Origin of the sequence: Klebsiella sp. P1954, assembly GCF_018199955.1 — a bacterium.
GTDB classification, from domain to species: domain Bacteria; phylum Pseudomonadota; class Gammaproteobacteria; order Enterobacterales; family Enterobacteriaceae; genus Klebsiella; species Klebsiella pneumoniae.
In genome coordinates, this window is the sequence record NZ_CP073373.1 from 1,073,857 (window position 1) to 1,097,763 (window position 23,907).

The window sequence follows — 23,907 nt, forward strand, 5'->3', positions numbered from 1 at the left end:
AAAAAGAATGATAATGAAAACAATTATCATAAACTTAAAAAAGCAAAAAATAACGTCGGCGCACCACTCTGGATGGGAAAATGCTTAAAAACATACCGCACCGGAATTTATATTAAGAAAACATTAAATTTCGATTTTTTATTGTCGGTGGAAAAATCTGCCGTTGTTACATGCGGTAAGCGGCCTTGCCAGTGGGTATTGTGATATGGATCATATTTTTAATATGCTCAATCATCGCGAAAGATTTCCCCCTTCTACGATCATTGAAAAGCCTTTAACGCCAGATGGACGGTTCCCTTTATGCCTAATTACCTTAGCACGCTAAATAAATGAAAGAGATAAAGCGGCGAAATGCATGGATTGCCTTTTCTCTGGCACTGGTGGTATTTCTTGCTGGCGTGTTTGTCATTAACTGGCAATTGTGGCATTCAGACCAGGCCACCCATGTCGCCGCCGCCCGTCAGGCGGCGAAAAAGATCGCAGCCATTCTGGATGAGGCTCGTGAAGCGACGGCCACGGCGCTGAACGTTAGCCGCAGTGGTTGCTCCGGCCAGGGTCAATTTCAGCTCGGAACGGAAGCCGCCCTGCAGCCGCACCTGCGTACCATTCTGCTGATAAAAGATGGCCAGGTGTGGTGCTCGTCCCTGCCCGGCAATCGGGTCCTGACGCTCAGCCCTGAGTCTTTGCCTGACGAACCTCTGCTGCTGCTCCCGGCCAGAATGATGGTCAATAAACGGCCGGTACTGATCTATCAGGCGCGCGTAGCGGCGATCCGGGTGATTGTCACTATCAGCGACATCCATCTGCGTGATGCACTATATAGCGATACCGATAACAACGGGCTGGCACTCTGGGTGCAGAACCAAATGATTGCCAGATATGGCGATGTTAAGCCGCTGGCTGCTGACCCACACCAGGGCGTCTTTACCTCACCTGCCTATCCATTTCGCATTACCTACCCTGATTCACTTTTCTTTAGCCCCGGCCGCTTAGTCCATAATGGCTCCGGTCTGTTGATCTTTATTTTCTCAGTTTCGCTGCTGTTTTATTTCCTGATGCGTAAATATCTCAATGTTTATACCTCTGAAGAGGAAAGACTGCGCTACGCCATCAATCAGGGCTATATCGTTCCCTACTATCAGCCGCTGGTGAATGGGAAAACCGGAGAGATATACGGCGTGGAAATTCTCGCCCGCTGGCAAAACAGCACGACGCCATCGCGCTCGCCAGCGGAATTTATTCCGCTGGCCGAACGTACCGGCTTAATTATTCCCCTAACCCGCAGCCTGATGGCGCAGGTCAACGCGCAGATGAGACCACTCTTTAGTAAACTACCGGATGGGTTTCATATTGGCCTGAATATCAGCGTGTCACACATTAACGCCCCGTCGTTTATCGATGACTGCCTGCACTATCAGCGCGGCTTTGAGGGGAAAGCGGTGAAGCTGATGCTGGAGATCACGGAGCAGGAGCCGCTGTTGCTCAACGACGCGGTCGTGGACAAGCTCAATACGTTACACTCCCGCGGGTTTTCCATCGCGCTGGACGACTTTGGCACCGGCTATTCCGGGCTTTCCTGTCTCCACGAGCTGATTTTCGACTATATCAAAATCGATCAGAGTTTTGTCGGCCGGGTAACCGGGGAGGCGCCGTCAAGCAAGCTGCTGGACTGCGTGATAGAGATGGCCCGGACGCTGTCACTGCGCATCATTGCCGAGGGCGTCGAAACCCAGGCCCAACTGGAATATCTTAATCGCCAGAATATTCATCTGCTGCAGGGCTATTATTTCTGGAAGCCGATGCCCTACGTCGCGCTGGTGATGCTCCTGCTGAGCAAACCGAAGGCGCGGATTATCGAACAATAAGCGGGCGCTCCCTAACCCGCTGGCAACCCTGACCGCATAAACGTTATAACGAGGTGAACGCGTTTAACGCATCCTGTCGGGTCTCCTTAATGGCAAAGATGCGATCCATACGGGTGAGCTTAAACAGGTTTTTAATCGTGTCATTGAGCGAACACAGCGCCAGCTCGCCCTGACCATTGACGCTTTTCAGAATGGATACCAGCGCGCCAAGACAGCTACTGTCAATGAAATCGACGTGACTCAGATCCAGCAGCACATTTTTGGTATCCGGATCGATAGCCTCCAGAACCTGCTGCTTAAACGCCTGCACGACGGAAGCATCCAGTCGGCGCACCAGTGGCACAATAATTTTTACGCCCTGCTCGGTGTGTAATTCAACGTTCATGCTCATCCTCAATAGTGACTGATATTCGTCGACGAGTCCCTTTTTAGCCCGGCGTGTTCGCTCTTTAGCTGGTGATACCCCAAATATCCCGGGCGTAGCCACGTATGGTTCTGTCGCTGGAAAATTCGCCCATCCGGCAAATATTGAGTAAGGCCTGACGGTGCCATTGTTCCGGCTGTTCAAAATCGATCATCGCCTGCTGCTGCGCCTGGCAATAGCTGTCGAAATCCAGTAAATGACAGTAATGATCGCCCTCAGTCAACATGTGGTGAAGGGGTGCAAACAGCTCACGATCGCTGGTGAACAACCCAGACACGAGGGTATCGACAACACGCGCCATAGCCGGGTTCTGATGATAGAAATTATGGTGATGCCCAAGGCGCCGGCTCTCTTCAATCTCTTCCGCCACGGCGCCAAACAGATAAAAATTATCGATCCCCACGGCCTCGCGAATTTCGATATTCGCCCCATCATAGGTGCCGATGGTTAACGCGCCGTTCATGGCAAACTTCATATTGCTGGTGCCGGACGCCTCGGTCCCGGCGGTGGAAATTTGCTCGGAGAGGTCTGTGGCCGGAATGATTTTTTCCGCCAGCGAGACTTTGTAATCTTCGAGAAAAACCACTTTAAGCTGTCCGGCGACCTGCGGGTCGCGGTTAATTTTCCGGGCGACGGTATTAATCAACTGAATAATCAGCTTCGCCATCCGATAGCCCGGCGCCGCTTTACCCGCAAACAAATGCGCCTTAGGCGCGATAGTTTTCCCTGTCTCTTTGATATCCAGGTAAAGCGCGATCACATGAAGAATATTGAGCAACTGACGCTTATATTCATGAATACGTTTGACCTGACAATCAAACATCGCCAGCGGATCGAGGACGATGCCATAGCGTTGAGCGACCAGCTGGCTGAGCGCGGTTTTGTTGGCAAATTTAATGGCCCGGATATTATCAATAACAGCAGTATCATCGGCCAGGCTTTCCAGACTGGACAGCAAGGGTAAATCGGTTGGCCACCCTTCCCCCAGCTGTTGGTGCAAAAAAGCGGCCAGGCCGGGGTTAGCCTGCTGCACCCAGCGTCGCGGCGTGACGCCGTTGGTCTGATTAATGAATTTCTCCGGGGTCATAAAATAGAAGTCGGGCACCAGTTGTTTCTTGACCAGTTCCGAATGCAGCCATGCTACCCCGTTCACGCGATGGCTACCGACAATCGCCAGATTGGCCATACGGATTTGCTTATCGTGATGTTCGTCGATTAAAGACAGCGAAGATAACAGATGATTTTTATCCGGCCAGCGCCGGGCCACCTCTTCAAGGAAACGATGGTTGATCTCAAATATAATTTGCAAATGACGCGGCAGCAGTTTTTCAAACAGCGTCACCGGCCAGGTCTCCAGCGCTTCCGGCATCAACGTATGATTCGTGTAGGCACAGGTGTTTTGCGTTATCTCCCACGCCTGCTCCCAGGGCAGCCGGTATTCATCGACGAGGATACGCATCAGCTCCACCACCGCTAATGCCGGATGGGTGTCATTCAGCTGAATCGCCACATGCTGCGGCAGGAAAGTAATATCGTCATTAACCTCGGCATAGTCGCGAAATATATCCCGCAGCGTACAGGCCACCAGAAAATACTCTTGCGTCAGCCGCAGCTCTTTTCCGGTCAGCACCTCATCGGATGGATAGAGTATTTTTGAAATATTCTCCGACGCGATTTTATCACTCACCGCCTTGATATAATCACCGCGATTGAAAATATGGATATTAAAGGAGTCAGAGGCCACCGCGCTATAAAGCCGCAGCTTGTTGGTCGTCGTATCCCGGTAACCGGAAACGAAATAGTCATGGGGTATACCGATAATCGTTTTCCAGCCCAGCCACATTGGATTGTAATTGCCATCAACATCTTCGCTGTGTTCAATATAGCCTCCCAGCGGGATCAGGATTTGCTGAGCGTGATGTTCGACCAGCCACGGGGAGTGCATGGAATGCCAGTCATCCGGATGCTCGATCTGCTGGTCATTTTGAAAGGATTGGCGAAAAAGACCATATTCGTATTTGATGCCATGCCCGGATGCGGCAATATCAAGGGTGGCCATCGAATCGATAAAACAGGCGGCTAAGCGCCCTAACCCTCCGTTACCCAGCGCGGCGTCGGGCTCTTCGTCAAGAAGGTGGTCAAGATCAAACCCCAGGTCATTCACCACCTGGTGCATCTCCGCCAGTAAATTCATATTCAAAAGGTTATTACGCAGCGACTGTCCCAGTAAAAACTCCATCGACAGATAGTAAACGCGCTTTTTACGTTCTTCACGTTGCCGCTTCTGGCTCAACAAAAAATGGTCCTGTTGAAAATGACGAATGGCCAGCGCCACCGCGTTAAAAATATCGCCATGCGTAGCTTTATTTAAGCTAACACACAATGTGTACTGTAATTGCTGTTCAACCAACGCCCGTAATTCTTTGATATTTTGCGGGTTAATGTCAGGCATGCTGACCTCTCTGGTCTCTGTATCTGCGTAAAAACCATGGCAGGTAAATCATCATTTTTCCAAGTATAGACGAAGATATTTTACCGCATGGTTTTTATTCCTCAGCACCATTGCCGTTTATAAAAAGAGGCTGAATAATTAAAATAACAACCATTTGCAATGGATTGATCGTCACCTTTTCGCCAGCGATAACACTACAGACATGGCGGGTTTGCGGAGTCGGGAGGTGAAGGTGAAGTGCAGTCAGGACGGCTACAGGTAAAAGCAAAAAGGGGTTACCTTTCGGTAACCCCTTCTTTTATATGGCGGAAGCGCAGAGATTCGAACTCTGGAACCCTTTCGGGTCGCCGGTTTTCAAGACCGGTGCCTTCAACCGCTCGGCCACACTTCCGGTGTGAGGCGCACTATAAACACCTCGGCGGATGCTGTAAAGCATCATTTTGATCAACTGTCTTAAAAACAAACAATTTTGTGTTATTCGTCTGAATTTCAGGCAGTTTGCACAGAAAATCAACGCCCATCGCCGCTGGCGGATGGGTGTTTTTTAATGTACATGTCTTTGGTGTAGTAATACCCCAGCTTATCCGGCGTGAAGCCCCCTACCCAAGGTTTCACCAGATGGGTACGTACATAGTGATAGACCGGAATGGCGGGAACATCCTGCGCCAGCAGATCTTCCGCCTGCTGATAGTATTTGCCCCGGGTCGCCACGTCGGAGGCTTGCGCCGCGTTGCGCAGCGCCGCGTCGTAAGCAGGGTTGCTGTACTGACTGGTGTTCTCGCTATCCCCGGTACGGAAAGTATTGAGGAAGGTGGCGGCATCGTCGTAGTCGGCAATCCACGCGTAGCGGACGGCGTCGAAGTTATGCGTATGCATGGTATCCAGCATCGTCTTCCACTCCTGGTTCTGTAGCTTCGCCTCGACGCCGAGGTTTTTCTTCCACATAGAGCTGGCGGCAATGGCGATACGCTGGTGCGACTCAGAGGTGTTATAGAGCAGGGTAAAGACCAGCGGATGGCTTTCATCATACCCCGCCTGCGCCAGCAGTTTTTTCGCCTCGGCAATCCGTTTCTCACGCGGCCAGCTGGCGTAGTCCGGGTTATGCAGCGTCACGCCGCCGATATCCGGCTGACCGATCAGCCAGGCCGGGCGCTGGCCCTGGCCAAGCACTTTTCCGGCAATGATATCTTTATCAAGCGCCATATTCAGCGCGCGACGCACACGGGCGTCGTTAAACGGCGGCCGGGTAGTATTGAATTCGTAGTAATAGGTCGCCAGCTGCGGCGAAACGTCCAGCTGGTCGCCCATGGTTTTCTGCAACTGCGCAAACTGATTGATCGGCACCGTATAGACAATATCAATCTCCCCTGCTTTGTAGCGGTTGACATCAGCGGCCTCCGAAGAGATTGGCAGGTAAGTCACTTTATTAATAACGGTATGCGCATTATCCCAGTACTTTGCATTACGTTCAGCCACCAGCCGCTCATTCACCACCCATTGGGACAGCTTATACGGGCCGCTGGTGACGATATGCTCTGGTCGGGTCCATTTATCGGCATACCGCTCCACCAGCACTTTGTCGATCGGTACCAGCGAAGGGTGCGCCAGCATCGCCAGGAAGGCGGCATTCGGCTGGGTCAGAGTGACCTGCAGCGTGGTGTCGTTCAGCGCTTTCACCCCCAACGTCTCGGGTCCCTTTTGCCCGAGGGCAATCTCGCGGGCGTTGGCGATATGCATATTGCCAGGGTAGCTCGCGTAGGGGGAGGCTGTTGCCGGCGAGACCAGCCGTTGCCAGCTCCAGACGATATCCTGCGCCGTGATGGCCGTGCCGTCAGACCAGGTCAGACCGGGGCGTAAATGAAAGGTCCATAACAGGTTGTCCTTGTTTTCCCAGCGCTCCGCCAGTCGGGGCTGGATCGCCCCCGCAGGCGTCACGCTGACCAGTCCTTCAAAGAGATCGCTAATGATGTTGAATTCAATGTCGCTCTCGACTTTATGCGGATCGAGTGAGGCAGGTTCACTGCCGTTATTTCTGACCAGCTCCTGCTTTTCCGCCAGCTGGGTGCCCGGCGGCACCTGCGCCGCCAGCGCCCCGCCGCTCATAGCCAGCATACTGACAGCCAGGAGTGTTCGGGTGATGTGATTTTTTTTGTGTAATGTCATTTCCCTTTGCCTTTGACGTACGGGGTAATCCCCCTCTTCCACACTTAGTCGCAGAACTGCAATAAGGCAATATATTTCAGTGACCTATAAGATTTCGATCGGCTCAGCGACGCGAAAAGCGAAAATATATCGCTTTTCCCTATCTATATAGAATTTTATGCCAGGCAAAAGCGGTAAAAACTAAGTAAAGATGGGTAAAAGCATTAGGGCTTCACGCTTGTTTTTCTTATTCTTTATCCCTAATTACATCTGTCATAAGAGAGTGACTCATGGATCGCATAATTACATCATCGCGTGACCGTTCCTCGCTGCTCAGCACGCACAAGGTTCTGCGTAACACCTACTTCCTGCTCAGCCTGACGCTGGCGTTTTCCGCTATCACCGCCACCGCCAGCACAGTGCTGATGCTCCCTTCGCCGGGTCTCATTTTGACCCTCGTGGGGATGTACGGTCTGATGTTCCTGACCTACAAAACGGCGAATAAACCCACCGGGATTATTTCCGCCTTCGCCTTCACCGGGTTCCTCGGCTATATCCTTGGGCCGATGCTGAACGCGTATCTTTCTGCCGGCATGGGCGATTTAATCGGCCTGGCGCTGGGCGGCACGGCGCTGGTCTTCTTCTGCTGCTCGGCCTATGTGCTGACGACGCGTAAAGACATGTCATTCCTTGGCGGGATGCTGATGGCCGGCGTGGTGGTCGTCCTGATTGGTATGGTCGCTAACCTGTTCCTGCAGCTGCCGGCGCTGCACCTGGCGATTAGCGCGGTGTTCATCCTGATCTCTTCGGGCGCCATCCTGTTCGAGACCAGCAACATTATCCGCGGCGGTGAAACCAACTATATCCGCGCGACGGTCAGTCTGTATGTCTCGCTGTACAACATCTTTGTCAGCCTGCTGAGCATCCTGGGCTTCGCCAGCCGGGACTAACCGCTCCCCTGCTTAACAGAGGCCTCGCTTATGCGGGGCCTTTTTTTTTGCTACACTGCGGCCAGTTTCAGGCGGTATGTGAAAAATCATGTTTATTTTTGAAGGCAACGAAATTGAAACGGATAGCGAAGGCTATCTGAAAGATACCACCCAGTGGAGCGAGGCGATGGCGGAAGTCATTGCCGCGCAGGAAGGGATAACGCTCGCCGTTGAACACTGGGAAGTAGTGCGCTTTGTGCGCGAGTTTTACCTTGAATTTAACACCTCTCCGGCGATCCGTATGCTGGTCAAGGCGATGGCCAACAAGTTTGGCGAAGAGAAAGGCAACAGCCGCTATCTCTATCGCCTGTTCCCGAAAGGACCCGCCAAACAGGCGACTAAAATCGCCGGCTTGCCGAAGCCGGTGAAGTGCATCTAATAGAGGATCGCGAATTTGTCCCAGCTGCGGGTGGGTTGATGGGGCTCGGTTAACACTCGGTCAACCCGCGCGCTGCGCGGCCCCCCGGCTTTCAGCCAGGCGATGAGTTTTTCTACCTGCTCCGCCTCGCCGCAGGCAAGCACTTCCACCCCGCCGTCATCCAGATTACGGGCATAACCGGTCACCCCCAGCTGCAGCGCTTCCCGCTGCGTGGAATAGCGAAATCCCACGCCCTGAACCGAACCGTAAACCCATGCCATTGTGCAGATACTGGCCATAATCATCTCCTTTTCGCTCACGCTATACGCTGAGGATAGCAAATTCGCTCAGCGTACATGCTTCGGCAGTAAACCATAATGCTGACGGAAGCGCGCGGTAAAGCGCGATCCCGACTGATATCCGCTGTTCTGCGCAATTTCGCCTATTGGCCGCGAGGTGGTCTGCAGCTGCCCCAGGGCGTGGGCCATCCGCACCTCCTCGACGATCTGGCGAAAACTCTGCGATTCCTGCTGCAGCCGACGGCGCAGCGTGGACTCGCCGAGAAAGAGCATTTTCGCCACCCGCGACACGCTCCATGCCTGCGCCGGCGACAGCATAATCAGCTGCCGCACCTGCGCCGACAGATCCTGCTGCCGCTCGACGAGCAGCGGGCCCGCATAGCCAGCCTCATGCAGGGCCAGCAGCAGCCCCATGGTCTGGTGCTGCTGCAGCGCGACGGACAATCCCTCCCGCACCGCCTGCAGAACGCTTTGCCACATAAACGCCAGCTCTGTCGTCACCGGTGCGCAGAGCGAGGTCAGGCGCCCTGGCGGTGGTTCGCTGAGATAACGAGTCTTAAACCTCGTCAGCAGCTCGGGCGTCAGCGATAGCAGATCGGAGCAAAAGAGGCCATTCTCCGGCTGGTTAATCACCTCCAGTTCCACGTCAGCTGGCAAAACAATCAGCTGTTGCGGAGTCGCCAGCACCCGGCTCTCCCCTTGCACAATCACTTTGCTGCCGCGTTTCACCCGACAGAGCGCCGGGGAGAACAGCCGCACGCGATGCAGTCTGCATAGCCGTCGGGTGGTGATCTCCGCCGCGGTTAAGGCGTTATGCTGAAAGTGGATACTCTCCATCAGACCGACCTTTTATTTTAACGCCCGGCCATCGCCGTCAACTGTGCGCTGGCGAGAGCATGGCTATGTAACAGATAGCCGACCAGCGCCCCGCTGGCCCCGGCATCCACCGGCAGCGTGGGGACATCCAGCGCCCATACCGTAAAGCGATAGCGGTGCGGTTTATCTCCCGCCGGCGGACAGGCGCCGCCGAAGCCGGCATAGCCAAAATCGTTGCGGCCCTGGATCGCTCCGCCCGGCAGTGTAGCGCTGTTTTTATCTCCCGCGCCAGCGGGCAGCGAAAAGACGCTGCTGGCGATATTGACCACCGTCCAGTGCCACCAGCCGCTGCCGGTAGGCGCATCGGGATCCCGGACGGTGACCGCGAAGCTGCGCGTACCCGCCGGGGCGTTTTTCCATGCCAGCTGCGGAGAGACATTGCCTCCGGTACAGCCGAAACCGGCAAACCAGTGCTGCTGGGCCAGCGGCTGCCCGTCACGCATATCATTGCTGCTTACGCTAAACGGCGCGGCCATCGCGCCGCTGCTCACAGCCGTTACCATCGCCACAGCCATGCGGATACCTGTTTTCATCGTCTGCTCCTCGTTGGGGTGAGAAAACAGGGTATGAGAGTCCGCACCAGCTGAATGTGCCGAAGCGCCTGCATTTTGTGCCGAAACGCTCACCTGTGCCTGCCGGGCGAAAGATGCTTGCGTGCGCCAGGTGTGCTAATCTACGCGCCATTTTTCGGTGCCGACATTCCCGTTGCTTAAAGGTAGCCCCATGACAGATTCCCTATTCCCCCGCTTAGTGTTAGCCAAAGGACGCGAGAAATCCCTGCTGCGTCGCCATCCGTGGATATTCTCCGGCGGCGTCGCCCGCATGGAAGGTAAAGCCCGCAGCGGTGAAACCATCGATATCGTTGACCATCAGGGAAAATGGCTGGCCCGCGGCGCTTACTCGCCGTCGTCGCAGATCCGCGCCCGCGTGTGGACCTTCGACCGCAATGAAGACATCGATAGCGCCTTCTTTGAACGCCGTCTGCAGCAGGCGCAAACCTGGCGTGCCTGGCTGGCCGAGCGCGATGGCCTCGACAGCTACCGCCTGATCGCCGGCGAGTCCGATGGCCTGCCGGGCGTCACTATCGACCGCTTTGGCAACTTTTTCGTGCTGCAGCTGCTCAGCGCAGGCGCCGAATACCAGCGCGCCGCCATCATCAGCGCCCTGCAGAACCTGTTCCCGGACTGCGCCATTTACGATCGCAGCGATGTCGCCGTGCGTAAAAAAGAGGGACTGGAGCTGGCCCAGGGGCCGGTGGTGGGCGAACTGCCCCCGGCGCTGCTGCCGATCACCGAGCACGGCATGAAGCTGTTGGTCGATATCCAGGGCGGGCACAAGACCGGCTACTACCTCGACCAGCGCGACAGCCGCCTGGCCACCCGCCGCTATGTCGCGGATAAACGGGTGCTGAACTGCTTCTCCTACACCGGCGGCTTTGCGGTGTCGGCGCTGATGGGCGGCTGCCGCCAGGTCACCAGCGTGGATACCTCGCAGGAGGCGCTCGACGTTGCCCGCCAGAACGTGGAGATCAACGGACTGGATCTGTCCAAAGCGGAATTTGTGCGCGACGACGTGTTCAAACTGCTGCGCAAATACCGCGATCAGGGAGAGAAATTCGACGTGATCGTGATGGATCCGCCGAAGTTCGTGGAAAATAAAAGCCAGCTGATGGGCGCCTGCCGCGGCTATAAAGATATCAATATGCTGGCGATCCAGCTGCTGAACCCCGGCGGCGTGCTGCTGACATTCTCCTGCTCCGGGCTGATGACCACCGATTTATTTCAGAAAATCATCGCCGATGCCGCAATTGATGCCGGGCGTGATGTACAATTTATAGAACAGTTCCGTCAGGCTGCCGACCACCCGGTGATCGCAACCTACCCGGAAGGGCTGTATCTGAAGGGGTTTGCCTGTCGCGTCATGTAACTTGAAAAACGAAACATGAGCCTCATATAGGGAGTATTCATGTTTCCCAGGAGGTGCCTATGATAGCCAGCAAATTCGGTATCGGCCAACAGGTCCGCCATACGCTCTTGGGCTACCTGGGCGTCATCGTCGATGTCGATCCCGAGTATTCGCTCGCGGAGCCGGAAGAGGATGAAATTGCCGCCAATGACGAACTGCGCGCGGCGCCCTGGTACCATGTGGTGATGGAAGATGATGATGGCCAGCCGATTCACACCTATCTGGCAGAAGCGCAGCTGAGCAGCGAAACCCGCGACGAACACCCGGAACAGCCGTCCCTTGACGAACTGGCCAAAACGATTCGTCAGCAGCTGCAGGCTCCGCGCCTTCGCAACTAAAATAAAACCCCGCTAACGCGGGGTTTTATTTTATTTCGCCAACCCTAGTCGCGGTAGTTCAATGGCCGGGCAGCGATCCATCACTACGCTCAATCCGGCTTCCCTGGCCAGCACCGCAGCCTGCTCATTGATCACCCCCAGCTGCAGCCATAGCGTTTTCGCGCCGATGGCTATCGCTTCCTGCGCTACGCCCCACGCCGCTTCTGAATTACGGAAGACATCAACCATGTCGACCTTTTCCGGAACGTCGGCGAGCGTCGCATACCCCTGCTGTCCCAGCAGCGTCTTGCCCGCCACCTTCGGCGAAACCGGGATAACGTGATACCCCTGATCCAGCAGATACTTCATGACCCGGTAGCTCGGACGGTCAGGCTTGTCGCTGGCTCCGACCAGCGCAATCGTCCGTGTCGAGGTCAGGATGCCAGCAATATCATTCTCTTTCATGGTTTCCTCCTGCTATTTCACCTAAGTGTATGCTAATCCGCAGCAGGGGGCCATCCAGCCTAACCCACAGATTCAGCAAAATTTTCATCCCCGATGCTTGCAGCGACAGCCACATTCAGTAATCTGTTTGCAGGTCAAAATGTGGAATGAAAATATGGAACTGACAACACGTACCCTGCCTGCGCAAAAACATATCGCGCTGGTGGCTCACGATCACTGCAAAGATATGCTGATGAAATGGGTTGCTCGCCATCAGGCGCTGCTGGCGCAACATATTTTGTATGCTACCGGCACTACCGGTAATCTCGTCTCCCGGGCTACCGGCCTGGAGGTTAATGCCATGCTAAGCGGTCCGATGGGCGGCGACCAGCAGGTGGGTGCCCTGATTTCAGAAGGCAAAATCGACGTGCTGATCTTCTTCTGGGATCCGCTGAACGCCGTTCCCCACGACCCGGATGTCAAAGCGTTGCTGCGCCTGGCCACCGTCTGGAACATTCCGGTCGCCACTAACGTCTCCACCGCTGACTTTATTATCCAGTCGCCGCACTTCGGTCAACCGCTCGATATTCTGATCCCGGATTATCCACGCTATCTTGCCGAGCGCCTGAAATAATCGAGCCGCGATTACGGCTTCCTGGCCACGGGCACATCCAGCGCCTGCAGGATCTCGACAAACGGCGAAGGTTGCGCCTTGTTAAATAACAGCCATACCCGGTGACGAGCGCGGGTGAGCGCCACGTACAACAGTCTACGCTCCTCCGCATCCGGAAAATCTTCCGGCTGCGGCAGGAGCGCCTGCTCCATAATCGACTCGCGCGCCGGGGCCGGAAACGCATCCTCCCCCTCCTGCAGTCCCAACACAATGACAAAGTCAGCCTGCTGACCTTTGCTGGCATGAATGGTCATAAAATCAAGCTGCAGGTGCGGCCAGCGCGTCGCCGCTTTGTTGAGCGCCTCAGGCTTCAGATGGTGATAACGGGCAAGCAGCAGGATGCGCTGCTCGGGCTTAACGTAACCGCTCAGCTTATCCAGAAGATCGTCCAGCTTGTCGTCGGCTAACAGCGTGACGGCCTTTTTATCACCTGCCGTAAGGCTGTTCAGCGGTTTGCTTAACTGATGCGGATTTTGCTGGATAAAGCCATTGGCTATTTCGCCGATACGCCCGTTAAAGCGATAGGTGGTATCCAGCGCACAGCAATCCCCTTCGCCAAAGTAGTGGTTGAATGCGGTGGTCAGAGAAAGCTGCGCCCCGCTGAACCGATAGATCGCCTGCCAGTCATCCCCGACGGCAAAGAGCGTGGTTTGGCTATTCTGCCGGCGTAACGCGGCCAACAGCGAGGCTCGCTGCGGCGAAATATCTTGAAATTCATCCACCAGAATGTGTTTCCATGGGCTGACGAAGCGGCCTTTATCGAGAATATTGACCGCCTGATGGATCAGGCCGGAAAAATCGACCGCATTCTCGGCCTTGAGCGCCGCCTTCCAGTCTTTCATCAGAGGCGACATCAGCTTCACCCGTTTACTGAACAGGTCGCGTACCGCTTCCGGCGCCCCGGCAATCATCTCCGCCTGGGAGCCGCCGTGCATGCGCATCAGGCTCACCCAGCGGTCAAGCCGGCTGGCCATCCGCCGCTGCACCTTTTTGTCCTGCCAGAAGTCCCCCTCCGGCAGTTGCCAGCCCATCTCTTCTTCCAGCCACAGGCGCCAACCTTTCGCCTGCGCTTTTTTCTCCTGGCACTGCTTTTGCCAGCTTTTCAGCAGCAATGCGTGGCGGGCCGCAGTATCGCTTTCCAGCTTACTGATAGTGGGCACTTTTTTGCTGCCCTGCTGAATAATATGCAACGCCAGCGAATGGAAAGTACGCGCGGTAATATCATCTGATGCCAGACGCTCGCGGATCCGCTCATCCATTTCCTGCGCCGCCTGGCGGCCGAATGCCAGCAGCAAAATTTGATCTGCCGCGGCTTCTCCCCGCGCCAGCAGCCAGCCCGCTCGCGCCACCAGCACCGAGGTTTTACCGCTGCCCGCTCCCGCCAGCACCAGCAGGGAGCGCTCGCCGTTCACTACCGCACGCGCTTGTGACGCATTGAGCGGGGACGACTCAACGCTATCAAAAAATTCGCGATATTGCTCCAGCATCGCCTCGGTAAAGGCCTGGTTATGGGCCAGACGCGTCGCTTCAATATCGCCTAACCAGCGCTGACACTCCCGCCACAGCTCCCGGCAGTTATCAAAGGCATCAAGCCGACTGGTGGGCATCGGCAAACCAGTCAACGCATGGCGTATATTATCCTGAACATCCGCCACCTGCTGACGGGTTAGCCACTTGCCTTCTGCGCGAGTGTGCTCGATCGTCGCCAGCTGCTGCTTCAGCACGCCGGCGGCGATATCGCTCATCTCCGTGCTCCACTGCTGCCAGAGCGTATGTAAATGATGATAAAAGCGCTGCGTTTCGCTCCACTCGGTACCGTGCAAACGCACGACTTTCCCGTCCGGTAGCACAAACTCCAGTTCGCCCCAGACCAGACCGCGCTTACAATGCACTGACAATAACTGATTGAAAGGGATAAGATACTCATGACGATCGCCGGAAACTTTTACCCCGGCGTTCAGTAGCTGCACCCGATCATAAGGGTGCTGAGCCATGCGTTTGCCCAATGTTGTCGCTTTAAGTTCCATATAATGTCGATTTTCAATCAGGGTGGATTGTTTTTCAGTTTAACCGCCCCGGACCAGGTGCTCCAGCGCAAAAAAACGTTACAATCATCAGGTCTTATTATCCACCGGGCAAAACCGAGGCTTTATGCGTACCATTCTGAATATTTTGAACTTTATCCTTGGCGGTTTCGCCACCACTCTAGGCTGGCTACTCGCCACCCTGGTCAGCATCATTCTGATTGTCACGCTGCCGCTGACTCGTTCCTGCTGGGAAATCACTCGCCTTTCGTTATTTCCCTACGGTAACGAGGCGATTCATGTTGACGAGCTCGAGCCGGGGCGCAAAAACGGTCTACTGAACGCCGGCGGTACCGTTCTGAACATTCTGTGGTTCATTTTTTTCGGCTGGTGGCTCTGCCTGATGCACATTTTCAGCGGTATAGCTCAGTGCCTGACTATCATAGGCATCCCGGTGGGGATCGCGAATTTCAAAATCGCCGCCATCGCCCTCTGGCCGGTGGGTCGCCGGGTCGTTTCTGTGGAAACCGCGCGTGCTGCGCGTGAAGCCAATGCGCGTCGTCGCTTTCAGTAACCGAACGGAACACGGACATGATTAGCCCCCTGCTACGCCGCTACACCTGGAACAGCGCCTGGCTTTATAACGTACGAATTTTTATCGCGCTCTGCGGCACAACGCTGTTTCCCTGGTGGATCGGCGAAGTCAAACTGACCATCCCCCTCACCCTCGGCGTCGTGGCTGCGGCTCTGACCGACCTTGACGACCGTCTGGCTGGCCGTCTGCGTAATCTTGCCATTACTCTGGTTTGCTTTTTTATCGCCTCCGCCTCCGTGGAGCTGCTGTTTCCGTGGCCGCCGCTGTTTGCCCTTGGTTTAACCGTGTCTACCATCGGCTTTATTTTGCTTGGCGGCCTCGGTCAGCGCTATGCGACCATTGCCTTCGGCGCCCTGCTTATCGCCATCTACACCATGCTCGGCGTCACGCTGTACGATCATTGGTATCTGCAGCCGTTGTTCCTGCTGGCGGGGGCAGTGTGGTACAACCTGCTGACGCTGTCCGGGCACCTGATCTTTCCGATTCGTCCATTGCAGGACAACCTGGCGCGTAGCTATGAGCAACTGGCCCGCTATCTTGAGCTCAAATCCCGGCTGTTTGATCCTGACCTTGAGGATGAGAGCCAGGCGCCGCTGTACGATCTGGCGCTCGCTAATGGCCAGCTGGTAGCTACGCTTAACCAAACCAAGGTCTCGCTGCTAACCCGACTGCGAGGCGATCGGGGCCAGCGCGGCACCCGCCGCACCCTGCAGTACTACTTTGTGGCCCAGGATATTCATGAACGCGCCAGCTCATCGCATATTCAGTATCAAACCCTACGCGATCAATTTCGCTATAGCGATGTGATGTTCCGTTTCCAGCGAATGCTTTCGATGCAGGCGCAGGCCTGCCAGAAACTGTCGCGGGCGATTCTGTTACGCGAACCCTATCAGCATGATGCCCATTTTGAACGGGCGTTCATGCATCTCGATGCGGCACTTGAGCGCGTGCGCGCCGGCGGCGCATCCGACGAGCAGCTCAACGCCCTAGGGTATTTACTGAATAACCTGCGCGCTATCGATGCTCAGCTGGCCACCATTGAATCGGTGCAAACCACCGCGCCTGCCGGGAGTAATACCGAGACGCTGCTGGCCGACGACAGACTCGGCGGTCTGAGCGATATCTGGCTGCGCCTGCAGCGCAATATGTCGCCAGAGTCGGCCCTTTTCCGCCACGCAGTACGTATGTCGTTGGTGCTCTGCGCCGGCTATGCCTTTATCCAGTTTACCGGGCTCCAGCATGGCTACTGGATCCTGCTAACCAGCCTGTTCGTCTGTCAGCCGAACTATAGCGCCACCCGCCATCGCCTGGCGCTAAGGATTATCGGCACGCTGGTTGGGGTGGCGATCGGCCTGCCGGTCCTGCTGCTGGTTCCCTCTGTTGAAGGGCAACTGCTGTTGATCGTCCTGACCGGCGTGCTGTTTTTTGCCTTCCGTAACGTGCAGTACGCCCATGCCACGATGTTTATTACGCTGCTGGTGCTGCTGTGCTTTAACCTGCTTGGCGAGGGCTTTGAAGTCGCGCTGCCGCGTATCATTGATACGCTGATCGGCTGTGCCATCGCCTGGGCAGCGGTCAGCTTCATCTGGCCGGACTGGAAATTCCGCAACCTGCCGCGGGTGCTGGACCGGGCAATGAACGCGAACTGCCGCTATCTGGACGCGATTCTGGAGCAGTATCATCAGGGCCGCGACAACCGGCTGGCCTACCGTGTCGCGCGTCGTGACGCCTACAACCGTGATGCTGAGCTGGCCTCCGTCGTCTCGAACTTATCGACTGAACCACGCGCGGATGCCACCCAGCGAGAAACCGCCTTTCGTCTGCTATGCCTTAACCACACGTTCACCAGCTACATCTCCGCTCTTGGCGCGCATCGGGAAAAACTGTCCACGCCGGAAATCCTCGCCCTGCTGGATGATGCAGTCTGTTATGTGGATGACGCCTTGCATCATACCCCCGCGGATGAACAGCGGGTGCAACAGGCTTTGAACAGCCTGCAAAGCCGGATCCATCATCTGGAACCGCGCGCGGACAGTAAGGAACCCTTGGTCTTACAGCAGATTGGCCTGCTGCTGGCGCTGCTGCCTGAAATCTGCCGCCTGCAGCAACGGGTCCACGCCCAAACCGAATAACAAGGCTTTTCCGCTACCGGGTAGCCGCCCATTCGAGAAGCTCCTGACGCCGTGGCGTCGGGAGCGCGGCGGCATGTACCCCGGCAATCGCCCCCTCCAGCGCCAGCAATACGCTCAGCGATAAAGAAGCATTATTTACGCGTAGCCTCAGCCATGCCTCCTGCGCACCAACTTCCCGCAACGTCCTAACGTCCGGTATGCCCGCGTGAATCAGCTGCAATTCCATATGAAAGCTGATATTGGGTAAATCCTTCAGGCGGCCCGACGCCCGTCGGCAGTTCTTTTCGCGCTGCGCACTCTGCCACGACAGTAGCGATAGCCGAAAAAGCTGCTGCTCATCGCGCCATAAAGTGTCGTCAATTTGATAATACTTCAGCGGCACTATGCGGCCGTGTCGGCGCAGCGTTAACAGAGGATTACGATGTTCCACCCGATAAGCAGCGCTCTGCTCGCAGGCCTTCAGATAAATGTTTCCCTCGGCCACCATCGCAAACACCGTATCATCAATAGCCAGGCTGTAGCCGCCAAAGAGCGGACGAGTATGCAGTTGACCCAGCGGTGAGACGCAGGCCTGAAATTGCGGGAGCCGCGGACAAACTAGTTTTCTCATGATCATTCCTTTGTTAATCATGTAATTAAACTTAAGTTGTTAACGGATCCGCTAAGAGAAAACATAAGGGACTTCCCGGGCAGCAGCAAGATGATTTTCGCCGACTTTTTCACCAGAATGCGGTTTTGCGAGACGCTTTCAGAAAATCGCAAGCGTTGCAGCAATCGACAGGGAGAAATGAAACCATTAGCGCGCGTTAAGGATTGGATAATGCAGGGGCTTCTCTTGACAGATACGGAACCACGAGAAGCGATTAAATTCCCGGCAGCAAAATGGCAAATTGCGGTTGATCTTTTCCCCTGGCGAAGATACTGTATATGCATACAGTAACTAAAGGCGGGATAGACTATGTTTACTTCAGCTCACGCAAACCGTTCAGCACAGGCTTCTGCTCCGGCAGGCCACTACGCTCATCGTTCTGGCGACCAGAACACCAATGGGCTGATCAGTGAAATTGTCTATCGTGAAGATCAACCCATGATGACGCAGTTATTGCTGCTACCTTTATTACAGCAGCTGGGTCAACAGTCGCGCTGGCAGCTGTGGCTCACGCCGCAACAAAAGCTCAGCCGCGAATGGGTTCAGTCCGCCGGTCTGCCGCTGTCCAAGGTCATGCAAATTAGCCAGCTCTCTCCCTGCCATACCATAGACTCAATGATCCGTGCCCTGCGCACGGGTAATTATAGTGTGGTTATCTGCTGGCTGGCGGAGGAGTTAACCGCTGACGAACACGAACGTCTCGTTAACGCTGCCCAGGTAGGGTCCGCGATGGGATTCATCATGCGCCCGGTGCGAAATCAGGGCACGCTCGGCAGACAACTCAGCGGGCTAAAAATTCACTCAAATTTGTATCATTGAGTGAAATTAGGATTATTCCTGGAATTTTTTTTACCGCTGGGAAAGGTACAGCGTTTTTTATGGTCTTTTTCGCGGAATGCCTGCCACACGGGGATTTCTGTCTTTTTTTCGTGTACGAAAATCAACCATATTTGTTAAATATTGTGTACACAACCCTTTTTTTTCATATGCCTGACAGAGTTCACACTTGTAAGTTTCGAACTAAGTTGTAGACTTTACATCGCCAGGGGTGATCGGCTTACGCTGCATGTATCAGCATAGTTAACAACAAGTCACGCCCCCGGTGAAGGATTTAACCGTGAGGTCTTTTGTAACTTCATGGCGAATTTTGGATGATAATGAGGCGCAAAAAATGAAAAAGACAGCTATCGCGATTGCAGTGGCACTGGCTGGCTTCGCTACCGTAGCGCAGGCCGCTCCGAAAGATAACACCTGGTATGCAGGTGGTAAACTGGGTTGGTCCCAGTATCACGACACCGGTTTCTACGGTAACGGTTTCCAGAACAACAACGGTCCGACCCGTAACGATCAGCTTGGTGCTGGTGCGTTCGGTGGTTACCAGGTTAACCCGTACCTCGGTTTCGAAATGGGTTATGACTGGCTGGGCCGTATGGCATATAAAGGCAGCGTTGACAACGGTGCTTTCAAAGCTCAGGGCGTTCAGCTGACCGCTAAACTGGGTTACCCGATCACTGACGATCTGGACATCTACACCCGTCTGGGCGGCATGGTTTGGCGCGCTGACTCCAAAGGCAACTACGCTTCTACCGGCGTTTCCCGTAGCGAACACGACACTGGCGTTTCCCCAGTATTTGCTGGCGGCGTAGAGTGGGCTGTTACTCGTGACATCGCTACCCGTCTGGAATACCAGTGGGTTAACAACATCGGCGACGCGGGCACTGTGGGTACCCGTCCTGATAACGGCATGCTGAGCCTGGGCGTTTCCTACCGCTTCGGTCAGGAAGATGCTGCACCGGTTGTTGCTCCGGCTCCGGCTCCGGCTCCGGAAGTGGCTACCAAGCACTTCACCCTGAAGTCTGACGTTCTGTTCAACTTCAACAAAGCTACCCTGAAACCGGAAGGTCAGCAGGCTCTGGATCAGCTGTACACTCAGCTGAGCAACATGGATCCGAAAGACGGTTCCGCTGTTGTTCTGGGCTACACCGACCGCATCGGTTCCGAAGCTTACAACCAGCAGCTGTCTGAGAAACGTGCTCAGTCCGTTGTTGACTACCTGGTTGCTAAAGGCATCCCGGCTGGCAAAATCTCCGCTCGCGGCATGGGTGAATCCAACCCGGTTACTGGCAACACCTGTGACAACGTGAAAGCTCGCGCTGCCCTGATCGATTGCCTGGCTCCGGATCGTCGTGTAGAGATCGAAGTTAAAGGCTACAAAGAAGTTGTAACTCAGCCGGCGGCTTAAGTTATAACCGATAAAAAAACCCGCTTCGGCGGGTTTTTTTTATGCCCTCTCGCCCACTTCAGCGGCTGAGAGCTGTGAAGCAGTCCCCGGCCAGGGCAACCACCAGCAGGCGGGTCGACGCTCTTACCTGGCTATTCTTTCCCTAACAGTACCTGCAGATCGTGCTTCAGGCTCGACATTTTGCTGGCATATTTCTCTTTGTGCTCGGCATCTTCAATCAGCTGGACGATGGTTTCAGACAAGGTTTTGCCCCGCCGCTGCGCCAGGCCAGCAAGACGCTGCCAAACGACAAACTCAAGGTCGATAGACTTCTTACGCGTATGCTGATGCTCAGCGTTAAAATGGCGTTTCCGTCGCGCGCGGATAGTCTGCTTCATGCGGTTCATCAGCGCCGGATTCATATGCTGCTCAATCCAGGCATGCACCAGCACAGGTTCATTCTCGAGCGTCAGCAAGTCATCTACCGCAGCTTGCGCAGCGCTGGCCTCAATGTAGCGGGTAATCAGCTCACCTTCCCGGTGCTTCTTTACCAGATATTTCCATTTCCAGCCGCTTTCAAGATTTTCCAGTTGTTGATATTTCATTGCGATCTCAATGTGACCGTGTAACTCATTTCAGGATATCAGTTTTTTTCTGATGTGCTGAATATAAATCATTATTCGTGAAGTCTGCGACCGGGTAATCATCAGGGTAACCATAATCCTCCGTGTGCTCGGTCGCGGCATCAGGTATAATTGCGCGCTTTACATCTAACTAAAAAACAGCGACTTTGACCATTACGAAACTGACCCGAACCGACCTTGCGCCTGATCTGGAAGCTTACCAGGCGCTGTTTGCTCAAGCTGAACTTTCCCATCCGGCCCCCTCCCTCTCGGGCGATCTGCAGCCGCGTTTGTTCTATGGGCTTGAGCAGCTGCTGTACACGCCGGCAGTCTCCTCCTTCATGCTGGTGAAAGCCCCTGAAGAGCCGGAATATCTGCAATGGCTGGCGGCTGAAACCCGGACTCTGCACGAGCCTGCCGCACCGCTTTACGGCGTCCGCTATGAGGTAACCGACGCTCAGGTGACGCTCGCACCGGCGCAGAGCGCTGAGGATAATTTCGCCAGCACTGCCCCGGTCGTGATGGCCGATTGGGTAGAAGCGGAACAGCTTTTTGGCTGCGTACGCCAGTTTAACGGTGCAATCACCCTCCAGCCTGGGCTGGTCCATCAAGCCAACGGCGGCGTGCTTGTGCTTTCGCTACGTACACTGCTGGCGCAACCGCTGCTGTGGGTGCGTCTGAAAAATATGGTGACTCGTCAGCGCTTTGACTGGCTTTCTATGGATGAATCGCGTCCGCTGCCGGTCAGCATTCCCTCCATGCCGCTGAGTCTGAAAATCATCCTGGTGGGCGAACGCGAATCGCTGGCCGATTTCCAGGAAATGGAGCCGGTGCTGGCTGCGCAGGCGATCTATAGCGAGTATGAAGACACTCTGCAGTTTGCTGACGCCGACACGCTAAAGGCCTGGTGCCAGTGGGTATGGCAGAATGCGCAGCAGCTGGAGCTGCCGGGCCCGGCAGCCGATGCCTGGCCTCTGCTGATCGATGAGGGAACGCGCTATACCGGCGATCAGGAGACCCTGCCGCTCAGTCCGCTATGGATAACCCGCCAGCTGCGGGAGGCCGCCGCCTTCTGCGAAGGCGAGGAGATTAGCGGCGAAGCGATGCAGACCATGCTGGCGCGCCGGGTATGGCGTGAAGGCTACCTGGCGGAGCGTATGCAGGATGAAATCCTGCAGGAACAGATCCTGATTGAAACCGAAGGCGAATGCGTCGGGCAGATCAACGCCCTGTCGGTGATCGAATTCCCCGGTCATCCACGCGCGTTCGGTGAACCTTCACGCATCAGCTGCGTCGTGCACATTGGCGATGGCGAATTTATCGACGTCGAACGTAAAGCCGAGCTGGGCGGTAACATTCATGCGAAAGGCATGATGATCATGCAGGCTTTTCTGATGTCCGAGCTGGAGCTGGAGCAGCAGCTTCCCTTCACTGCTTCGCTGACCTTTGAGCAGTCTTACAGTGAAGTGGATGGCGACAGTGCCTCCATGGCGGAACTCTGCGCCTTAATCAGCGCCCTGGCCAACGTACCGATAAATCAGAGCATCGCGATCACCGGCTCCGTCGACCAGTTTGGTCGCGTGCAGCCGGTCGGCGGCCTGAACGAGAAAATTGAAGGCTTCTTCACTATCTGTCAGCAGCGCGGTTTAACCGGCAAACAGGGAGTGATTATCCCTGCCGCCAACGTTCGTCATCTCAGCCTGAGCCACGAGCTACGTCAGGCCGTTGCCGACAACCAGTTTGCTATCTGGGCCATTGACGATATTACCGAAGCGCTGCCGATGTTGACCCAGCTGATGTGGGACGGTGAAGGACAGACGCTGCGACAAACCATTCAGGAGCGGATAGCGCAGGCGACCCAGCAAGAGACTCGCCATCGTTTTCCGTGGCCGCTACGCTGGTTAGGTGGGACAAGTTCTAACTGATCGGACTTGTTCAGCTTACACGTGTTAGCTATCCTGCGTCCCGAACTTAAAATAAGGCTTACTGAAAACATGGTAGATAAACGCGAATCCTATACAAAAGAAGATCTTCTTGCCTCTGGTCGTGGTGAACTGTTCGGCGCGAAAGGCCCGCAGTTACCGGCACCAAACATGCTGATGATGGACCGCGTCATCAAAATGACCGAAACCGGTGGTAACTACGATAAAGGTTATGTTGAGGCAGAACTCGACATCAATCCTGACCTGTGGTTCTTCGGTTGCCACTTTATCGGCGATCCGGTGATGCCGGGCTGCCTGGGCCTGGATGCTATGTGGCAGCTGGTCGGGTTCTATCTTGGCTGGCTGGGCGGCGAAGGCAAAGGCCGCGCGCTGGGCGTTGGCGAAGTGAAATTCACCGGTCAGGTTCTGCCGACCGCGAAAAAAGTCACCTACCGCATCCACTTCAAGCGCATTGTTAACCGTCGTCTGATTATGGGACTTGCGGATGGTGAAGTGCTGGTTGACGATCGTCTGATCTACACCGCGAACGATCTGAAAGTGGGTCTGTTCCAGGATACTTCCGCTTTCTGATAACATTCAGCAGCGATTAAAAGGCGAAGCCCCCGCTATGCGGAGGCTTCTTTTTTAAAGAGACAGTGTCAGGCCGTTAGTACCCTGTCCTCCATGGCTTCTCGCCAGCCTCCCAGCCACCATGAGCGTTGATTCAGGCTCTGGTATGGACACATTTCTTTCGATCTTCCCGCGATACCCGCCTGATATCCGCGTTGGTGTGCCCGTTCCAGGCGATCTCGTTTTTGTCTCTTCATGCCTCGTTTCCCTCATTCTTTGATCTGGTGGAAAAGAAAACAGTGGTCGCAAATTGTGCAGCCACGGGTTACGAATACCGCGAAAAGAAGGCAACGTCAATGCGCAAAAT

The 23,907-nt window shown here is 55.2% G+C and carries 22 protein-coding genes, 1 tRNA gene and 2 pseudogenes; 13 read left to right on the forward strand and 12 right to left on the reverse strand.

Annotation, left to right across the window (positions count from 1 at the left end):
• Positions 1–329: 329 nt before the first annotated feature.
• Positions 330–941: pseudogene (locus tag KB890_RS27540) on the forward strand (CSS-motif domain-containing protein); the annotation flags it as partial.
• Positions 942–1,103: 162 nt separating this feature from the next.
• Positions 1,104–1,865 (forward strand): annotated as a pseudogene (locus tag KB890_RS27545) (EAL domain-containing protein); the annotation flags it as partial.
• Between the two features lie 43 nt (positions 1,866–1,908).
• Here KB890_RS27545 and KB890_RS05400 read toward each other — a convergent pair.
• The 4 genes from KB890_RS05400 to KB890_RS05415 form a co-directional block, all read right to left on the reverse strand.
• Positions 1,909–2,250 carry an STAS domain-containing protein gene (locus KB890_RS05400; RefSeq protein WP_004179242.1) on the reverse strand — a complete coding sequence of 114 codons (342 nt, stop codon included), beginning with the start codon at positions 2,248–2,250 and terminating at the stop codon, positions 1,909–1,911.
• 64 nt (positions 2,251–2,314) lie between these two features.
• Positions 2,315–4,741 carry a glycogen/starch/alpha-glucan phosphorylase gene (locus tag KB890_RS05405; RefSeq protein WP_020324392.1) on the reverse strand — a complete coding sequence of 809 codons (2,427 nt, stop codon included), beginning with the start codon at positions 4,739–4,741 and terminating at the stop codon, positions 2,315–2,317.
• 303 nt (positions 4,742–5,044) lie between these two features.
• Positions 5,045–5,132, reverse strand: a tRNA-Ser gene (locus KB890_RS05410).
• 119 nt (positions 5,133–5,251) lie between these two features.
• Entirely contained in the window at positions 5,252–6,904 is a 1,653-nt protein-coding gene (locus KB890_RS05415) for an ABC transporter substrate-binding protein (protein WP_022631251.1), read from the reverse strand.
• A gap of 269 nt (positions 6,905–7,173) precedes the next feature.
• Here KB890_RS05415 and yccA point away from each other — a divergent pair, with 269 nt between their 5' ends.
• Both yccA and tusE read left to right on the forward strand, forming a co-directional pair.
• Positions 7,174–7,833, forward strand: a complete 660-nt coding sequence (gene yccA / locus KB890_RS05420; protein ID WP_002898458.1) for an FtsH protease modulator YccA — start codon at positions 7,174–7,176, stop codon at positions 7,831–7,833.
• Positions 7,834–7,921: 88 nt separating this feature from the next.
• Entirely contained in the window at positions 7,922–8,251 is a 330-nt protein-coding gene (gene tusE / locus KB890_RS05425; RefSeq protein WP_002898457.1) for a sulfurtransferase TusE, read from the forward strand.
• On the opposite strand, the gene yccX is transcribed toward tusE, so the two are convergent.
• Genes yccX through KB890_RS05440 form a run of 3 tightly spaced genes read right to left on the reverse strand, consistent with a single transcriptional unit; the run spans position 8,248 to position 9,938 of the window.
• Positions 8,248–8,529: an acylphosphatase gene (gene yccX / locus KB890_RS05430; RefSeq protein WP_004150835.1), complete on the reverse strand. Its 282-nt coding sequence runs from the start codon at positions 8,527–8,529 to the stop codon at positions 8,248–8,250. The two genes, tusE and yccX, sit on opposite strands and share 4 nt — an antisense overlap.
• 48 nt (positions 8,530–8,577) lie before the next feature.
• The gene (locus KB890_RS05435) at positions 8,578–9,366 is read right to left on the reverse strand and encodes an AraC family transcriptional regulator (RefSeq protein ID WP_004183586.1); all 789 of its coding nucleotides are present in this window, start codon (positions 9,364–9,366) and stop codon (positions 8,578–8,580) included.
• A gap of 17 nt (positions 9,367–9,383) precedes the next feature.
• Positions 9,384–9,938, reverse strand: coding sequence for a YbhB/YbcL family Raf kinase inhibitor-like protein (locus tag KB890_RS05440; RefSeq protein WP_020324397.1), 555 nt, complete (start codon positions 9,936–9,938; stop codon positions 9,384–9,386).
• A 190-nt stretch (positions 9,939–10,128) separates the two neighbouring features.
• Between KB890_RS05440 and rlmI the strand changes: the two genes are divergently transcribed.
• Together rlmI and hspQ are read left to right on the forward strand one after the other, a co-directional pair.
• On the forward strand, positions 10,129–11,331 hold the full coding sequence (gene rlmI / locus KB890_RS05445) for a 23S rRNA (cytosine(1962)-C(5))-methyltransferase RlmI (protein WP_020324398.1): 1,203 nt from the start codon (positions 10,129–10,131) through the stop codon (positions 11,329–11,331).
• 59 nt (positions 11,332–11,390) lie between these two features.
• A complete protein-coding gene (gene hspQ / locus KB890_RS05450) occupies positions 11,391–11,708 on the forward strand; it encodes a heat shock protein HspQ (RefSeq protein ID WP_002898441.1) in 318 nt (105 codons plus the stop codon).
• Positions 11,709–11,738: 30 nt separating this feature from the next.
• On the opposite strand, the gene KB890_RS05455 is transcribed toward hspQ, so the two are convergent.
• A complete protein-coding gene (locus KB890_RS05455; protein ID WP_004144085.1) occupies positions 11,739–12,152 on the reverse strand; it encodes a CoA-binding protein in 414 nt (137 codons plus the stop codon).
• A 154-nt stretch (positions 12,153–12,306) separates the two neighbouring features.
• Here KB890_RS05455 and mgsA point away from each other — a divergent pair, with 154 nt between their 5' ends.
• Positions 12,307–12,765, forward strand: coding sequence for a methylglyoxal synthase (gene mgsA / locus KB890_RS05460; protein ID WP_002898432.1), 459 nt, complete (start codon positions 12,307–12,309; stop codon positions 12,763–12,765).
• An 11-nt stretch (positions 12,766–12,776) separates the two neighbouring features.
• On the opposite strand, the gene helD is transcribed toward mgsA, so the two are convergent.
• A complete protein-coding gene (helD, locus tag KB890_RS05465) occupies positions 12,777–14,831 on the reverse strand; it encodes a DNA helicase IV (protein WP_020324408.1) in 2,055 nt (684 codons plus the stop codon).
• 124 nt (positions 14,832–14,955) lie between these two features.
• Between helD and KB890_RS05470 the strand changes: the two genes are divergently transcribed.
• The gene (locus KB890_RS05470; RefSeq protein ID WP_002898425.1) at positions 14,956–15,402 is read left to right on the forward strand and encodes a YccF domain-containing protein; all 447 of its coding nucleotides are present in this window, start codon (positions 14,956–14,958) and stop codon (positions 15,400–15,402) included.
• A 17-nt stretch (positions 15,403–15,419) separates the two neighbouring features.
• Positions 15,420–17,555, forward strand: a complete 2,136-nt coding sequence (yccS, locus tag KB890_RS05475) for a YccS family putative transporter (RefSeq protein ID WP_004147856.1) — start codon at positions 15,420–15,422, stop codon at positions 17,553–17,555.
• Between the two features lie 13 nt (positions 17,556–17,568).
• On the opposite strand, the gene KB890_RS05480 is transcribed toward yccS, so the two are convergent.
• On the reverse strand, positions 17,569–18,165 hold the full coding sequence (locus KB890_RS05480; RefSeq protein WP_004179217.1) for a TfoX/Sxy family DNA transformation protein: 597 nt from the start codon (positions 18,163–18,165) through the stop codon (positions 17,569–17,571).
• A gap of 348 nt (positions 18,166–18,513) precedes the next feature.
• Between KB890_RS05480 and sulA the strand changes: the two genes are divergently transcribed.
• Together sulA and ompA are read left to right on the forward strand one after the other, a co-directional pair.
• A complete protein-coding gene (gene sulA, locus KB890_RS05485) occupies positions 18,514–19,023 on the forward strand; it encodes an SOS-induced cell division inhibitor SulA (protein ID WP_004893150.1) in 510 nt (169 codons plus the stop codon).
• A gap of 352 nt (positions 19,024–19,375) precedes the next feature.
• Positions 19,376–20,446 (forward strand): porin OmpA, encoded by a 1,071-nt coding sequence (gene ompA, locus KB890_RS05490; protein ID WP_002898408.1) that lies wholly within the window; start codon positions 19,376–19,378, stop codon positions 20,444–20,446.
• Positions 20,447–20,577: 131 nt separating this feature from the next.
• On the opposite strand, the gene matP is transcribed toward ompA, so the two are convergent.
• Entirely contained in the window at positions 20,578–21,030 is a 453-nt protein-coding gene (matP, locus tag KB890_RS05495; protein WP_002898404.1) for a macrodomain Ter protein MatP, read from the reverse strand.
• Positions 21,031–21,215: 185 nt separating this feature from the next.
• Here matP and KB890_RS05500 point away from each other — a divergent pair, with 185 nt between their 5' ends.
• Both KB890_RS05500 and fabA read left to right on the forward strand, forming a co-directional pair.
• Positions 21,216–22,973: an AAA family ATPase gene (locus KB890_RS05500; RefSeq protein WP_020324406.1), complete on the forward strand. Its 1,758-nt coding sequence runs from the start codon at positions 21,216–21,218 to the stop codon at positions 22,971–22,973.
• A 69-nt stretch (positions 22,974–23,042) separates the two neighbouring features.
• Positions 23,043–23,561, forward strand: coding sequence for a bifunctional 3-hydroxydecanoyl-ACP dehydratase/trans-2-decenoyl-ACP isomerase (gene fabA, locus KB890_RS05505; protein WP_002898398.1), 519 nt, complete (start codon positions 23,043–23,045; stop codon positions 23,559–23,561).
• 68 nt (positions 23,562–23,629) lie between these two features.
• Here fabA and rmf read toward each other — a convergent pair whose 3' ends face one another.
• Entirely contained in the window at positions 23,630–23,797 is a 168-nt protein-coding gene (gene rmf, locus KB890_RS05510) for a ribosome modulation factor (protein WP_002898396.1), read from the reverse strand.
• Positions 23,798–23,907 lie beyond the last annotated feature (110 nt).